At 61.7% G+C, this 14080-nt stretch carries 14 protein-coding genes; 7 read left to right on the plus strand and 7 right to left on the minus strand.

Annotation, left to right across the window (positions count from 1 at the left end):
* Positions 1 to 49: 49 nt before the first annotated feature.
* The 6 genes from E4T63_RS25925 to E4T63_RS25950 all read right to left on the minus strand — a co-directional run bounded on the left by E4T63_RS25925 (position 50) and on the right by E4T63_RS25950 (position 7853).
* A complete protein-coding gene (locus tag E4T63_RS25925) occupies positions 50 to 820 on the minus strand; it encodes an electron transfer flavoprotein subunit beta (RefSeq protein ID WP_135296728.1) in 771 nt (256 codons plus the stop codon).
* Between the two features lie 10 nt (positions 821 to 830).
* On the minus strand, positions 831 to 2051 hold the full coding sequence (locus E4T63_RS25930) for an electron transfer flavoprotein subunit alpha/FixB family protein (RefSeq protein WP_135296729.1): 1221 nt from the start codon (positions 2049 to 2051) through the stop codon (positions 831 to 833).
* Positions 2051 to 4000 (minus strand): dimethylglycine demethylation protein DgcB, encoded by a 1950-nt coding sequence (gene dgcB, locus E4T63_RS25935; RefSeq protein ID WP_135296730.1) that lies wholly within the window; start codon positions 3998 to 4000, stop codon positions 2051 to 2053. The genes E4T63_RS25930 and dgcB overlap by 1 nt, the downstream gene beginning before the upstream one ends.
* A gap of 162 nt (positions 4001 to 4162) precedes the next feature.
* Positions 4163 to 6223 (minus strand): dimethylglycine demethylation protein DgcA, encoded by a 2061-nt coding sequence (gene dgcA / locus E4T63_RS25940; protein ID WP_047596497.1) that lies wholly within the window; start codon positions 6221 to 6223, stop codon positions 4163 to 4165.
* Between the two features lie 15 nt (positions 6224 to 6238).
* A complete protein-coding gene (locus E4T63_RS25945) occupies positions 6239 to 6769 on the minus strand; it encodes a DUF5943 domain-containing protein (protein ID WP_008083165.1) in 531 nt (176 codons plus the stop codon).
* 106 nt (positions 6770 to 6875) lie between these two features.
* Positions 6876 to 7853 (minus strand): dipeptidase, encoded by a 978-nt coding sequence (locus E4T63_RS25950; RefSeq protein ID WP_007962626.1) that lies wholly within the window; start codon positions 7851 to 7853, stop codon positions 6876 to 6878.
* Between the two features lie 234 nt (positions 7854 to 8087).
* Here E4T63_RS25950 and E4T63_RS25955 point away from each other — a divergent pair, with 234 nt between their 5' ends.
* From E4T63_RS25955 to E4T63_RS25970, 4 genes are all read left to right on the plus strand, one after another.
* Entirely contained in the window at positions 8088 to 8489 is a 402-nt protein-coding gene (locus E4T63_RS25955) for a lysozyme inhibitor LprI family protein (RefSeq protein WP_098968461.1), read from the plus strand.
* 212 nt (positions 8490 to 8701) lie between these two features.
* The gene (locus tag E4T63_RS25960; RefSeq protein WP_096795711.1) at positions 8702 to 8956 is read left to right on the plus strand and encodes a type II toxin-antitoxin system RelE family toxin; all 255 of its coding nucleotides are present in this window, start codon (positions 8702 to 8704) and stop codon (positions 8954 to 8956) included.
* A complete protein-coding gene (locus tag E4T63_RS25965; RefSeq protein ID WP_096795712.1) occupies positions 8940 to 9263 on the plus strand; it encodes a helix-turn-helix domain-containing protein in 324 nt (107 codons plus the stop codon). The genes E4T63_RS25960 and E4T63_RS25965 overlap by 17 nt, the downstream gene beginning before the upstream one ends.
* 28 nt (positions 9264 to 9291) lie before the next feature.
* Positions 9292 to 9708: a DUF3010 family protein gene (locus E4T63_RS25970; protein WP_064589572.1), complete on the plus strand. Its 417-nt coding sequence runs from the start codon at positions 9292 to 9294 to the stop codon at positions 9706 to 9708.
* Positions 9709 to 9847: 139 nt separating this feature from the next.
* Here E4T63_RS25970 and E4T63_RS25975 read toward each other — a convergent pair whose 3' ends face one another.
* On the minus strand, positions 9848 to 10792 hold the full coding sequence (locus tag E4T63_RS25975; protein WP_095121415.1) for a GlxA family transcriptional regulator: 945 nt from the start codon (positions 10790 to 10792) through the stop codon (positions 9848 to 9850).
* Between the two features lie 192 nt (positions 10793 to 10984).
* On the opposite strand from E4T63_RS25975, the gene E4T63_RS25980 reads away from it, so the two are divergent.
* The 3 genes from E4T63_RS25980 to E4T63_RS25990 all read left to right on the plus strand — a co-directional run bounded on the left by E4T63_RS25980 (position 10985) and on the right by E4T63_RS25990 (position 14043).
* Positions 10985 to 11929, plus strand: a complete 945-nt coding sequence (locus E4T63_RS25980) for a choline ABC transporter substrate-binding protein (RefSeq protein ID WP_027610646.1) — start codon at positions 10985 to 10987, stop codon at positions 11927 to 11929.
* A 118-nt stretch (positions 11930 to 12047) separates the two neighbouring features.
* Positions 12048 to 12935, plus strand: coding sequence for a 3-keto-5-aminohexanoate cleavage protein (locus E4T63_RS25985; RefSeq protein ID WP_086793588.1), 888 nt, complete (start codon positions 12048 to 12050; stop codon positions 12933 to 12935).
* Between the two features lie 142 nt (positions 12936 to 13077).
* Complete coding sequence (locus tag E4T63_RS25990; RefSeq protein ID WP_098965998.1) at positions 13078 to 14043, plus strand: L-carnitine dehydrogenase; 966 nt, start codon at positions 13078 to 13080, stop codon at positions 14041 to 14043.
* Positions 14044 to 14080: the final 37 nt, after the last annotated feature.

Below are 14080 nucleotides of genomic sequence, written 5' to 3' on the forward strand. Positions count from 1 at the left end.
CACTCGGTCGGTCCCCTCTCCCTCCGGGAGAGGGCTAGGGTGAGGGGCTTCAGCGAACAACCCCTTCTTCAATCAGGAGTTTGAGGATCGCTTCAGCGCCGGCCTGCGCGGTGACGCCTTTAAGCACTTGTCCACCGCCGCCACTGGCTTTGGCGGTGGCAGCTTTCATGCGGTCCGCACCGCTCTTGGCCTTGATCACCTTCAAACGTTTCGGCCGTGGCTTGGCCGGTTGCAGTGTGGAGACGGCCAGCAGTTCATCGTCCAGCACCTCAACGTCTTCGGCATTCAACACCCCGCGTCGCGCCGGACCGTAGGCACTCTGCCGAGGTTTGGGCGCGGCGTTATCCACAGTCGCCAGAAACGGCAGCTTCACCTTCAACCGGCGCCGCTGCCCACGGGGCAAGGCTTGCAGCACCAGCGCCGAACCATCATTGATCGACTCGACCTGCGCCAGCCCCACCACCAGCGGCCAGCCCAGCCCTTCGGCGAGCAAGAACGGCAACATGCCCGAGCCTTCGCCGGTTTCCGCCTGAGTGCCGGTCAGCACTACCTGGGCGCCGGCATCACGCAGATACGCGGTCAGCGCCGGCAAGGCGTCGGCGCCAGCGGGTTGCTCCAGCACATGCAGCTGTTCCAGGCCCATGCCCAGATAGGCGCGCAGTGCCGGTTCCGCGACATCCCCGGCATGCAGCACTTGCAGGTTATCCCCAGCCAGTTGCAGGCCCAGTTCTACGGCGCGCGCGTCCTGTTCGGCGCGGCGTGGCCGGCCCGAGGTCGGGTGGGCACCGATGGAAACCAGACTGATGATCTTTGTGCTCATAACCCGTTCCTTAAGCCGCATCGCGCTTGGCTTCGTTGCGGTAAGCCGCTACCGCCGCGATCAACGCCTGAAGAATTTCCGCGCTCTCGCCAATCACCGACAGGTCGGCGCGTTTGATCATGTCGCAACCGGGGTCGAGGTTGATCGCCACCACCTTGTCGCAGGCACCGATGCCTTGCAGGTGCTGGATCGCCCCGGAGATACCCACAGCCACATAAACCCGTGCGGTGACCCAGGTGCCGGACGCACCGACCTGCCGATCACGCGCCATGAAGCCATCGTCCACCGCGACCCGCGAGGCGCCTTCGGTGGCGCCGAGTGCCGCAGCGGTCTGGTGGAATAACGCCCAGTCCTTGACCCCGTTGCCGCCGGAGAAAATGAATTCGGCCTCGGCCATCGGAATCGCCGCCGGATCGACCGCCACCGCGCCAAGATCCTCGATCCGCGACAGGCTGCGCGCAATCGTTGTGGATAACTCCACTGGCAAGGCTTCGTGACGGGTTTCGCTGACCGGTTCCGCGCATTCGGCTGCGGCCAGAATCAAGCGTGCGACCGGTCGCGCCAGGTCTTGCAGGCCTGCGCCAGCGCGACCGATACACTCCTGATCCTTGACCTGCCAGACCCGCGTTGCCGGACGTTCGCCCAGTGCCGCGGCAAAACGCCGACCGAGTTCACCACCACCGCTGCGGCTGTCCGGCAGCAGCCAGTGGCGCGGATTGAACTGGTTATCCACAGCCCGCAGGCCTTGCACCCGTTGCTCCGGTGCATAACCGCTGAATTGGTCGCCCTCCAGCACCAGCAAGCGATCGACGCCGGCCGTGGCGAAGGCGTTCTCTTTGTGCTCGCCAAACACCACCGCCAGCACCGCGCCGTCGTTGCCGGCCAGTTGATGAGCCAGGCCGAGCAAGTCGCGGTCGTGGCTGCTCAGGCGGCCGCCGACCATGTCCGGCACCACGCTGATGTAGAACGCCGGGGCTGGCACCTCATGCAGCGGCAACTGCACTTCAACCGTGGCCGAGCGTTTGACCGCCCCGCCCTGTTGCGCGCCGCTGCGATCGATACGCTTGATGCCGTTGGGGCCGATGAATCCGATGCCGTGCAGGTTCTTGCGGATGACGCCATTGGGGCCCATCCAGCTGTGTTGCGCCGGTTGCATCGCCGCGTGCAACGGGTGCAGGCGGTTACGCGCAATCCATTCGGCGCGCGGGTCGCGGCGGATAATGTCGCTCATCAGTGGGCCTCCGCAGGTTCACGTTTGGCCGGTGCAGTCGGCTTGTTCGGCGCGGCGTCTTCGAGCAGCGCGTCGGCCACCAGTTCGGCGATGTCCTTGATCAACGGACGCGGTTCGACCACGCCTTCGAGCATCGCCGTGCACTGTGGACAACCCACCGCCACCAGCTCGGCGCCGGTCTCGCGGATGTCGTCCATGCGCATGTCGGGGATCCGCTGCTTGCCGGGAATGTCGGTGATCGGCGCACCGCCACCGCCGCCGCAGCAGCGCGAACGGAAGCCGGAACGTTGCATCTCTTTGACCTCGATGCCGAGGGCGCGCAGCACTTTGCGCGGTGCCTCGTACTCGCCGTTGTAGCGACCGAGGTAGCACGGGTCGTGGTAGGTCACGCTGTTGCCTTTGTGCTGACCAAGGTTCAGCGCACCGGCCTGGATGATTTCCGCCATGTAGGTGCTGTGGTGCTGCACCAGGTAGTTGCCGTCGAACGCGCCGTACTCGTTTTTCAGCACATGGAAGCTATGCGGATCGCAGGTGACGATGCGGTTGAAGCTGTATTTGGCCAGGGTCTGGATATTGCGTTTGGCGAGCAGCTGGAAGGTCGCTTCGTCGCCTAAACGCCGGGCCACGTCACCGCTGTCACGTTCTTCGAGGCCGAGTACGGCGAAGTCGACCTTCGCGGCTTTCAGCACTTTGACGAACGCACGCAAGGTGCGCTGGTTACGCATGTCGAAGGCACCGTCGCCGACCCAGAACAGCACGTCGGTGGATTTCTTTTCGCTAAGCAGAGTGAGGTTCAGATCCGCCGCCCAGTTCATCCGCCCGCCCGGAGCGAAACCGCCGGGGTTGTCAGTGGCGATCAGGTTTTCCAGGACCTCGGCCCCCTTGTTCGGGGTCGCGCCTTTTTCCAGCGTCAGATGGCGGCGCATGTCGACGATGGCGTCGACGTGCTCGATCATCATTGGGCATTCCTCGACGCAGGCGCGGCAGGTGGTGCACGACCACAGGGTTTCGGCATCGACCAGACCATTGACGATCGGTTGATGCGGATTGCCGCTGTGCTCACCGATTGGCTTACCCGGATAAGGGCTACCGGCAAACTTCGCGTCAGTGCCGCCAGCCAGGCCGACGACCATGTCCTGAATCAGCTTTTTCGGGTTCAGCGGCTGGCCGGCAGCGAAGGCCGGGCACGCCGCTTCGCACTTGCCGCACTGCACGCAGGCGTCAAAACCGAGCAACTGGTTCCAGGTGAAATCCTTGGGTTTTTCCACACCGAGCGGCGCGCTTGGATCATTCAGATCCAGCGGTTTCAAACCGGTGGAACGACCGCCGCCAAAGCGCTCGGCGCGGCGGTGCCAGGCCAGGTGCAGGGCGCCGGCGAAGGCGTGCTTCATCGGCCCGCCCCAAGTCATGCCGAAGAACAGCTCCGACACGCCCCACAAAACGCCGAGCCCGAGAATGGCCGCGAGCAGCCAGCCGCCGAAGTTTTCCGGGAGGATCCCGGCCACCGGCAGGGTCACCAGGAAGAACGAGGCGGAGAAAGCCAGCAGGCTTTTCGGCAGGCGCATCCACGGGCCTTTCGACAACCGTGCCGGCGGGTTGAGCCGGCGCCGGTAAACGAAGAGCGCACCGACGAACATCACCGCCGTCATCAGCAGCAGCGCATAGCCGAGGATACGGTTATGCAGGCCGAAACCGTGCACCAGAATCGCCAGCACGATCGACGCCACCGCACCGCCCGCCGTGGCGACGTGGGTGTTGGCGATGTATTTGTCCCGCGCCACCACGTGGTGCAAGTCGACCATGTAACGCTTGGGCATGGCCAACAGGCCGCCGATCAGATCGACCTTCGAGGCCCGGCCCCGACGCCACATGGCCACCCGCCGCAACGCACCCAGCACCGCAAGGGCCAGAGCTGCGAACAACAGGATTGGAAGAAGGGTGTTCAACATGGTGAAGCTCCCAAAGACCTCGGGTCTTGCAGGTCGAGTTGCCTTACTCGGTCACTGTGGGAGCGAGCTTGCTCGCGAAGGCGGACTGACATTCAACATCGATGTCGACTGATCCACCGCTTTCGCGAGCAAGCTCGCTCCCACAGGGTTGTGTGCAAGCCTTTAGAAGTCTTTACACAGTCTGAGCGCGTCGTAGATGGCGGCGTGGGTATTACGCTGCGCCACGCAGTCGCCGATGCGGAACAGCAAGTAGCCGTCACCGGTGCTGCTCAACGATGGCTGCGGCTGGATCGCGAACAACGCTTCGACGTCGATCTGGCCCTTGTTGCGCGAACCCTCTTTGAGCGCGTAGTAGATTTCCTCATCCGGACGCACGCCGTTTTCCACCACCACCTGATCGACCACCCGCTCCTCTTTGGCGCCGGTGTATTCGTTCTCCAGCACCGCCACCAGCTTGTCGCCTTCGCGGTAGACCTTTTCCAGCATCATGTCGCCGGTCATGATCACTTCTTTCGGGTACATGCTGCGGTAGTAAGTCGGGAACGATGTACCGCCGATGGCCACGCCCGGTTTGATGTCGTCGGTAACGATCTCGACCTGGCTGCCCTTGTCGGCGAGGAAGTCGGCGACCGACATCCCGGTGAACTCGCAAATGGTGTCGTAGACCAGCACGTTCTTGCCCGGCGCGACCTTGCCGTCGAGCACGTCCCAGCTGCTGACTACCAACCCTTCGGCGGCGCCCCAGTGTTCGTTCTGCTCAAGGAACGGATGCCCACCGACCGCCAGCACCACCACGTCCGGACGCAGATCCATAATGGTTGCCGCATCGGCCGCAGTGCCCAGACGCAGGTCGACTTTCAGCCGCGCCAGCTCCAGCTGGAACCAGCGGGTGATGCCGGCGATCTGGTCGCGCTGCGGCGCTTTCGACGCGGTAGTGATCTGCCCACCGATGAATTCTTTCTTCTCGAACAGGGTCACGTCGTGGCCACGCTCGGCAGAGACGCGTGCTGCTTCCATCCCGGCCGGACCGGCACCAACGATCACCACTTTGCGTTTGACGCCTGTGGACTTTTCGATGATGTGCGGCACGCCCATGTATTCACGGGAGGTCGCGGCGTTCTGGATGCACAGCACGTCCAGACCTTGATACTGACGGTCGATGCAGTAGTTGGCGCCGACGCACTGTTTGATCTGGTCGATCTGGCCCATCTTGATCTTGGCAATCAGGTGCGGGTCGGCGATGTGCGCACGGGTCATGCCGACCATGTCGACGTAACCGCCTTCAAGGATGCGCGTGGCCTGGTTCGGGTCCTTGATGTTCTGCGCGTGCAGCACCGGCACCTTGACCACTTCCTTGATCCCGGCCGCCAGATGCAGGAACGGCTCCGGCGGATAGCTCATGTTCGGAATCACGTTGGCCAGGGTGTTGTGGGTGTCGCAACCCGAGCCGACGACGCCGATGAAATCGAGCATCCCGGTGTCGTCGTAATACTTGGCGATCTGCTTCATGTCCTCGTGGGACAAACCGTCCGGGTGGAACTCGTCACCGCAGATACGCATGCCCACGCAGAAGTCGTCACCGACCTCGGCGCGCACGGCTTTCAGCACTTCCAGACCGAACTTCATCCGGCCTTCGAAGCTGCCACCCCATTCATCGGTACGCTTGTTGACGCGCGGGCTCCAGAACTGGTCGATCATGTGCTGGTGCACGGCCGACAGCTCGACGCCGTCCAGACCACCGGCTTTGGCGCGGCGCGCCGCCTGGGCGTAATTGCCGATCACCCGCCAGATCTCTTCCGGCTCGATAGTCTTGCAGGTCGCACGGTGCACCGGTTCACGGATACCCGACGGCGACATCAGGGTCGGCCAGTGGAAACCGTCCCAACGTGAGCGTCGGCCCATGTGGGTAATCTGGATCATGATCTTGGCGCCGTGCTTGTGCATGGCGTCGGCCAGGTTCTGGAAGTGCGGAATGATCCGGTCGGTGGACAGATTGACCGAACTCCACCATTGCTGCGGACTGTCGATGGCGACCACCGACGAACCGCCGCAGATCGCCAGGCCAATGCCGCCCTTGGCTTTCTCTTCGTAGTATTTGACGTAGCGCTCGGTGGTCATGCCACCGTCGGTCGCGTAGACCTCGGCGTGCGCGGTGCTGAGCACGCGGTTGCGGATGGTCAGTTTGCCGATCTGGATCGGCTGGAACATTGCTTCGAAAGCCATGGCGGGTTCCTCGACTTACAACGGCTTGACGGTGAACAGGCCGTCGTCGTGGCCTTCTTCGGAGCCACCGTAGACTTGCTCGGCAACCGTACGAATCTTGCTGCCGCGCGCCTCAAGAATCTGATCCATGGCGCCGGCAAACCAGCCGGTGAACATGTAGTCAACCTTGCGCCCGACCTTGCCGTACACATAGACGAATGCCGAGTGTTCGAGCTTGACGCTGGCGGTGCCTTTGTCGAGGTCGATGTCCTGAATCTTGAACAGGCCCCAGCCGCGTTGTGACAGGCGCTTCATGTAGTGCTCGAACACCGCGACGCCTTCCAGGCCGTGACATTCGGCTTCTTTTTCACACCAGTGCCAGGCGGACTTGTAGCCAGCCTTGTAGAGGATCTCGGCGTAGGCTTCGGCGCCCAGCACTTCCTCGATGCCCATGTGGTTGTTGACGAAGAAGTGACGCGGCACGTAGAGCATCGGCAGGGCGTCGGAGGTCCAGACACCGGTCTCGCTGTCGACTTCGATTGGCAATTGCGGGGCGATCTTGGCCATGGAAACTTAACTCCAGAAAAATTTAGATTCAGTGTTGGCCGCAGCCCTCACCCCAGCCCTCTCCCCGAGGGAGAGGGGGCAGCTCGGCGGCGGTCTTGAGTAAGCGTTACTCGCCCCAGACGTCTTTGAGGACGTTGACCCAGTTCTCGCCCATGATCTTGCGCACCACACGCTCGGAGTGGCCGCGCTTGAGCAGGGTTTCGGTCAGGTTCGGGAACTCGCCGACGGTGCGGATGCCCAGCGGGTTGATGATCTTGCCGAAGCTGGTCAGACGACGGGCGTAGCCCTTGTCGTGGGTCAGGTATTCGAAGAAGTCCTGGCCGTGACCCTGGGTGAAGTCGGTGCCGATGCCGATGGCGTCTTCGCCGACAATGTTCATGGTGTATTCGATGGCTTCGGCGTAATCGTCGATGGTTGAATCGATGCCCTTGGCGAGGAACGGCGCGAACATGGTCACGCCGACAAAACCGCCGTGGTCAGCAATGAACTTCAGTTCAGCATCGGACTTGTTGCGTGGGTGCTCTTTCAGACCCGACGGCAGGCAGTGGGAATAGCAGACTGGTTTTTTCGATTCGAGGATGACTTCTTCGGACGTCTTGGAGCCGACGTGGGACAGGTCGCACATGACGCCGACGCGGTTCATCTCGGCGACGATTTCGCGGCCGAAGCCCGACAGGCCGCCGTCACGCTCGTAGCAACCGGTGCCGACCAGGTTCTGGGTGTTGTAGCACATCTGCACGATGCCGACGCCGAGCTGTTTGAACACCTCGACATAGCCGATCTGGTCTTCGAACGCGTGGGCGTTCTGGAAGCCGAAAAGGATGCCGGTCTTGCCCTGCTCCTTGGCGCGGCGGATGTCGGCGGTGGTGCGCACCGGCATCACCAGGTCACTGTTTTCGCGGATCAGCTTCTGGCTGGCGGCAATATTGTTCACGGTCGCCTGAAAGCCTTCCCACACCGACACAGTGCAGTTGGCCGCCGTCAGACCGCCCTTGCGCATGTCTTCGAACAGCTCGCGGTTCCATTTGGCAATGATCAGACCGTCGATAACGATGCTGTCGGCGTGTAATTCGGCTGGGCTCATCAGGCGTCCCCTTATTGGCGATTCATGCGCCGAATCGTCTGCCGGCGCTTTGGGGCCAGCATATGCCTCGGTGCCGGGGCGACCGGGTGCAAAAACGACAGGGGAATTGCCGAAAGCGTCAATCCGCGACAAAGGGTCGCCAGGCGTCCCGATCAGCTACCTGTTCAAGCCCGCCAGCTTGAGCCAGAATCTGGCGCATCTTGGATACACCACTGGATTAGAGCGGCGACAACCATGAAATCGATCTTCCTGGCCCTGGCACTGATTGCGACCGGCGTACACGCCGCCGAAGAGACCGACAACAACCCGTGCGACGCGGTGGAAAACGACGTCCAGACCCTGGAATGCTCGACCTACAGCCGCAGCACCGCCGAAGACCTGCTCAAGGACAATTACGCCAGCCTCAACGAGCGCATGCAGGCCACATACGGCAAAAACGCCGCGCAACTGGCCGACATCACCGCCAAACTGAAAACCGCCCAGCAACAATGGCTGAAAACCCGCGACGCCGATTGCGCCGTGGAAGCCTTCCCGGCCACCGAAGGCAGCAAAGCGTTCAAGATTGCGCAGAATGACTGTGTGGCACGGATGAGTGACGAACGGTCGGAGTTTTTGGAGTCGATTGGGCAGGAATGATCCTGAATGTTCCGCTGAAAGCTGGAACTGCCTCCAGCTTTCAGCCGCACTATCCCCTCTTCCTACAAAGTACTCCGACCTCGCCTACACAAATTTCTTGAACGCCCGAAGCTGCGGGCCTTTCACGCAACATGCTGTCAACGATTGTTGATTGGCCTCCGAAGAAACATAAGCAAAGATTCGCGAATCTTATAAAAGACTTATATTCTTCCATGAACAGCATCCACTGGACACGAAAGGCCGTTAAGCAACTCTTGAAATTGCACTCTGTGCATCAGGTAAAGGTTCGAGATGCCGTTACGTCGCTCGCCGACATGCCTGATGTGGGCAATGTCAAAGCACTGATTGGCCATGACTACGCCTACCGCCTGCGCGTCGGCAATTATCGAGTCATGTTTGACTGGGATGGCGCAATCAAAGTGATCAGTATTCAAGAGGTCAAGAAACGCGATGAACGCACCTACTGACATCCAAATCATCAACGACGCTGAAGGCAACCCAGCCTTCGTCGTCATCCCTTACGCGCAGTACATTGCGCAGAAAAAGCAGCCCGACCTGATTCCCCATGAAGTCGTCAGTCGGATGGTCGACGGGGCGACACCGATCCGTGCCTGGCGTGAATATCTCAACTTGACTCAGGAAGAAGTCGCCAAACGCATGGGTATTTCACAACCGGCGTTTGCTCAGCAGGAAACAGTCGCCAAGCCTCGCAAGGCCACACGCGAGAAAATTGCCGCAGCGTTCGGCATCACCGCCAATCAGCTTGAGTTGTAGGCTGCCCTCTTTATTCAAAGGAATTCCCATGAACATCTGCGGCATCGAAATCAAAGGCAGCGAAGCGATCATCGCCGTGGCCTCCCTTGACGGGGCAACGCTGAGCCATGTGGCGCTCAACACCAAGAAAATCGCCCTCGACGATGATGACGAGGCAGCCAACGTCAAACGCTTCGCGGCGCAGGTCGCTTCGTTTGTGCGCGAGCATTCGATTGATCGGATTGCGATCAAGAAGCGCAGCAAGAAGGGCGAGTTTGCCGGTGGGCCGACCACGTTCAAGATCGAGGGGGTGTTTCAGTTGCTGGATGGGTGTGAGGTGACGCTATTGTCGCCGCAGACGATCAATGCGCAGGCCAAGAAGCACAATTTCGAGCTGCCGGGGACGTTGAACAAGTATCAGCATGAGGCTTACAAGGCGGCGTGTTCGGCGTTGGTGAAGAAGTAACCTTTTCTTCAGACACTGAAGATCAAAAATGTGGGAGCGGGCTTGCTCGCGAATGCGGTGGATCAGTCAACTCATGTTTCGACTGACACTCCGCTTTCGCGAGCAAGCCCGCTCCCACATTGGTTTTGTGTGCATCCATTCAAGCTTGGGCGGTACGGCGGTCTTCGCGGGGACAGCGAGCGAACCTCGCTCGATAACTGCGGGTGAAATACGACGGCGATTCAAACCCGCAGGCGATACTGACTTCGAGCACGCTCATATCGGTCTGGCGCAACAGCTGCCGGGCCTTTTCCAATCGCAGACGCAGATAAAAATTGCTCGGCGTATCGTTCAGATGCAGCCGAAACAAGCGCTCCAGCTGCCGCCGCGTGACCTTGATCGATTCCGCCAGTTGCAGCGTGGTCAGCGGTGGTTCGCTGTGTTGCTCCATCTCGCCAATCACTTGCACCAACTTCTTGTTGCTGATGCCGTAGCGCGTGGCGACTTCCATGCGCTGGTGGTCCTTGCGCGGACGAATCCGCCCCAGCACGAATTGTTCGCTGACCTGAATCGCCAGTTGCGGGCCGTGGGCCTGGGCGATCAGATCGAGCATCAAGTCGATGGACGCCGTGCCGCCCGCCGAGGTGATACGCCGCCGGTCAATCTCGAACAGTTCCTGAGTCACGCTGAGCTGTGGATAAGACTCCTTGAACGCATCGATGGCTTCCCAGTGCAGGGTCAGGCGATGGCCGTCGAGCAGGCCGGCTTCGGCGAGGACGAAACTGCCGGTGTCGATGGCACCGAGGGTCACGCCTTCGTTGTCCAGGCGGCGCAGCCAGTGCTCAAGGGTTGGCGTGGCGAACTTCAGCGGTTCGAATCCGGCCACCACTAACAGCGTCGCACCTTTCTTCAGCGGCTCCAGCGCCGCGTCGGCGTTGACCGACATGCCATTGCTCGCCAGCACTGCCCCGCCATCGGCGCTGAGCACGTGCCAGCGGTACAGCTCGCCACGAAAGCGGTTGGCCACCCGCAGCGGTTCGATCGCGGAGATAAAGCCGATGGCGGAAAACCCCGGCATCAGCAGAAAGTAGAAATCCTGGGACATGGGCGCACTCGGTTAGCGGGTAGCGTGGATCGTTGATACGCCGATTGTCGTCAGCGTTCAAGCGCACAGGTCGCTACAGTGCAAATGCCAGTCGCCGCAGTGCGCTTTCACGGGGCCGTTGCTGCGTAACTTGGCATCACCGGCACGCCAGATGCCGGAACTCACAATAAACGACCTGCCGAGGAACCCGACATGAAACGACTGATCAGCAGCTGTGTTCTTGCACTCAGCGGTACCGCTTTCTTGAGCGCCAGCGTCATGGCGGCCGAACCCGCCTCGTGCCAGAACGTGCGCATGGGCGTGGTCAACTGGACCGACGTGATCGCCACCAGTGCCATGACCCAGGTCCTGCTCGACGGCCTCGGCTACAGCACCAAACAAACCAGCGCCTCCCAGCAAATCATCTTCGCCGGGATCCGCGATCAGCGTCTGGACCTGTTCCTCGGTTACTGGAACCCGCTGATGACCCAGACCATCACCCCGTTCGTCGATGCCAACCAGGTCAAAGTCCTGCCGGCACCAAGCCTGAAGGACGCCCGCGCCACCCTCGCCGTGCCGACTTATCTGGCCGACAAGGGCCTGAAAACCTTCGCCGACATCGCCAAATTCGAGAAAGAACTGGGCGGCAAGATCTACGGCATCGAGCCGGGTTCGGGCGCCAACACGCAGATCAAGGCGATGATCGCCAAGAACCAGTTCGGCCTCGGCAAATTCCAGCTGGTCGAGTCCAGCGAAGCCGGGATGCTCGCCGCCGTTGACCGCGCCGTACGCCGCAAGGAAGCCGTGGTGTTCTTCGGCTGGGCGCCGCACCCGATGAACGTCAACGTCAAGATGACTTACCTCACTGGCAGCGAAGACGCCCTCGGCCCGAACGAAGGCATGGCCACGGTGTGGACGGTCACCGCGCCGAAATACGCCGAACAGTGCCCGAACATCGGTCGCCTGCTGAGCAACCTGACCTTCACCGCCGAAGACGAGAGCCGGATGATGCAGCCACTGCTCGATCACAAGGACGCCTTCGAGTCGGCCAAGCAATGGCTCAAGGATCACCCCGAAGACAAGCAGCGCTGGCTGGAAGGTGTGACCACCTTCGACGGCAAACCGGCCGCTGAAAACCTGCAACTGACCAGTAAATAACCCCCGTTTGAAAAGCCCCTCACCCTAACCCTCTCCCCAGGGAGAGGGGACTGACCGACGCTTCGCAGCCCCGAAAAGGGCTGCGAACAGACCCATCACGCCTGAAGGAAACCGCACCATGAACCATGACGTCATCATCACCTGCGCACTCACCGGTGCTGGCGACACGACCGCCAAAAGCCCCCACGTGCCGGTCACCCCGAAACAGATCGCCGCGGCTGCCGTGGAAGCGGCCAAGGCCGGCGCCACCGTTGTGCATTGCCATGTGCGTGACCCGCAGACCGGCAAGTTCAGCCGTGACGTGGCGCTGTACCGCGAAGTGATGGAGCGCATCCGTGAGGCCGACGTCGACATCATCGTCAACCTCACCGCCGGCATGGGCGGCGACCTCGAAATCGGCGCTGGCGAGCACCCGATGGAGTTCGGCCCGAACACCGACCTGGTCGGCCCGCTGACCCGTCTGGCCCACGTTGAAGAACTGCTGCCGGAAATCTGCACCCTCGATTGCGGCACGCTGAACTTTGGCGACGGCGACACCATTTACGTCTCGACCCCGGCGCAACTGCGCGCCGGCGCCAAGCGCATCACCGAGCTGGGGGTGAAGGCCGAACTGGAAATTTTCGACACCGGCCACCTGTGGTTCGCCAAGCAGATGATCAAGGAAGGCTTGCTCGACAACCCGCTGTTCCAGCTGTGCCTGGGCATCCCGTGGGGTGCGCCGGCCGACACCACCACCATGAAAGCCATGGTCGACAACCTGCCGGCCGATGCGGTGTGGGCCGGGTTCGGCATCGGCCGCATGCAGATGCCAATGGCTGCGCAAGCGGTGCTGCTCGGCGGCAACGTGCGGGTCGGCCTGGAAGACAACCTGTGGCTGGACAAGGGCGTGCTGGCGACCAACGGCCAACTGGTCGAACGCGCCAGCGAGATCCTCAGCCGCCTCGGCGCTCGCGTGCTGACCCCGGCTGAGGGCCGCAAGAAGATGGGCCTGACCCAGCGCGGCTAAATCATCACTCATTTCCCCCCTGTGGGAGCGGGCTTGCTCGCGAAGGCGGTGGCTCTGCCCATAAAGATGCGTGGGATGTACCGGCCTCTTCGCGAGCAAGCCCGCTCCCACAGGGTTCTGCGAATTCTTTCAGGAAATCACCATGAGCTTTATCACCGACATCAAAACCTTCGCCGCCCTCGGCAGCGGTGTCATCGGCAGCGGCTGGGTCGCGCGTGCCCTCGCCCATGGCCTCGACGTGGTGGCCTGGGATCCGGCGCCTGGCGCTGAAGCCGCGCTGCGCAAACGCGTGGCCAATGCCTGGGGCGCGTTGGAGAAAAACGGTCTGGCGCCCGGTGCTTCGCAGGATCGTCTGCGTTTTGTCGCGACCATCGAAGAATGCGTGCGCGATGCCGATTTCATTCAGGAAAGCGCCCCGGAACGCCTCAAGCTGAAACTCGATCTGCACAGCAAAATCAGCGCAGCGGCCAAGCCTAATGCCTTGATCGGATCGAGCACTTCCGGCCTGTTGCCGAGCGAGTTCTACGAGAGCTCGACCCACCCGGAACGCTGCGTGGTCGGCCATCCGTTCAATCCGGTTTACCTGTTGCCGCTGGTGGAAGTGGTCGGTGGCAAGAACACCGCACCGGAAGCTATACAAGCGGCAATGAAAGTCTACGAATCACTCGGCATGCGTCCGCTGCATGTGCGCAAGGAAGTACCGGGATTCATCGCTGACCGTCTGCTCGAAGCGCTGTGGCGTGAGGCGCTGCACCTGGTCAACGACGGCGTGGCGACGACTGGCGAGATCGACGACGCGATCCGCTTTGGCGCCGGTCTGCGCTGGTCATTCATGGGTACCTTCCTGACCTACACCCTCGCGGGTGGCGATGCCGGAATGCGCCACTTCATGTCGCAGTTCGGCCCGGCGTTGCAGTTGCCGTGGACCTATCTGCCGGCACCGGAACTGACCGACAAGCTGATCGACGATGTGGTCGATGGCACCAGCGACCAGCTCGGCCGCCACAGCATTTCCGCGCTGGAGCGCTATCGTGATGATTGCCTGCTGGCGGTGCTGGAGGCGGTGAGGACCACCAAGGAGAAGCACGGAATGAGTTTCAGCGAGTAATCCTTGCTCAGCAGTTCCGGCCCCTTCGCGAGCAAGC

The organism is Pseudomonas fluorescens (assembly GCF_004683905.1).
GTDB lineage: Bacteria > Pseudomonadota > Gammaproteobacteria > Pseudomonadales > Pseudomonadaceae > Aquipseudomonas > Aquipseudomonas putida_A.

Bases quoted from the DNA above. Each gene is read 5' to 3' on its own strand.
- E4T63_RS25925 (WP_135296728.1), bottom strand. From the start codon at position 820: ATGAGCACAAAGATCATCAGTCTGGTTTCCATCGGTGCCCACCCGACC.
- E4T63_RS25930 (WP_135296729.1), bottom strand. From the start codon at position 2,051: ATGAGCGACATTATCCGCCGCGACCCGCGCGCCGAATGGATTGCGCGT.
- dgcB (WP_135296730.1), bottom strand. From the start codon at position 4,000: ATGTTGAACACCCTTCTTCCAATCCTGTTGTTCGCAGCTCTGGCCCTT.
- dgcA (WP_047596497.1), bottom strand. From the start codon at position 6,223: ATGGCTTTCGAAGCAATGTTCCAGCCGATCCAGATCGGCAAACTGACC.
- E4T63_RS25945 (WP_008083165.1), bottom strand. From the start codon at position 6,769: ATGGCCAAGATCGCCCCGCAATTGCCAATCGAAGTCGACAGCGAGACC.
- E4T63_RS25950 (WP_007962626.1), bottom strand. From the start codon at position 7,853: ATGAGCCCAGCCGAATTACACGCCGACAGCATCGTTATCGACGGTCTG.
- E4T63_RS25955 (WP_098968461.1), top strand. From the start codon at position 8,088: ATGAAATCGATCTTCCTGGCCCTGGCACTGATTGCGACCGGCGTACAC.
- E4T63_RS25960 (WP_096795711.1), top strand. From the start codon at position 8,702: ATGAACAGCATCCACTGGACACGAAAGGCCGTTAAGCAACTCTTGAAA.
- E4T63_RS25965 (WP_096795712.1), top strand. From the start codon at position 8,940: ATGAACGCACCTACTGACATCCAAATCATCAACGACGCTGAAGGCAAC.
- E4T63_RS25970 (WP_064589572.1), top strand. From the start codon at position 9,292: ATGAACATCTGCGGCATCGAAATCAAAGGCAGCGAAGCGATCATCGCC.
- E4T63_RS25975 (WP_095121415.1), bottom strand. From the start codon at position 10,792: ATGTCCCAGGATTTCTACTTTCTGCTGATGCCGGGGTTTTCCGCCATC.
- E4T63_RS25980 (WP_027610646.1), top strand. From the start codon at position 10,985: ATGAAACGACTGATCAGCAGCTGTGTTCTTGCACTCAGCGGTACCGCT.
- E4T63_RS25985 (WP_086793588.1), top strand. From the start codon at position 12,048: ATGAACCATGACGTCATCATCACCTGCGCACTCACCGGTGCTGGCGAC.
- E4T63_RS25990 (WP_098965998.1), top strand. From the start codon at position 13,078: ATGAGCTTTATCACCGACATCAAAACCTTCGCCGCCCTCGGCAGCGGT.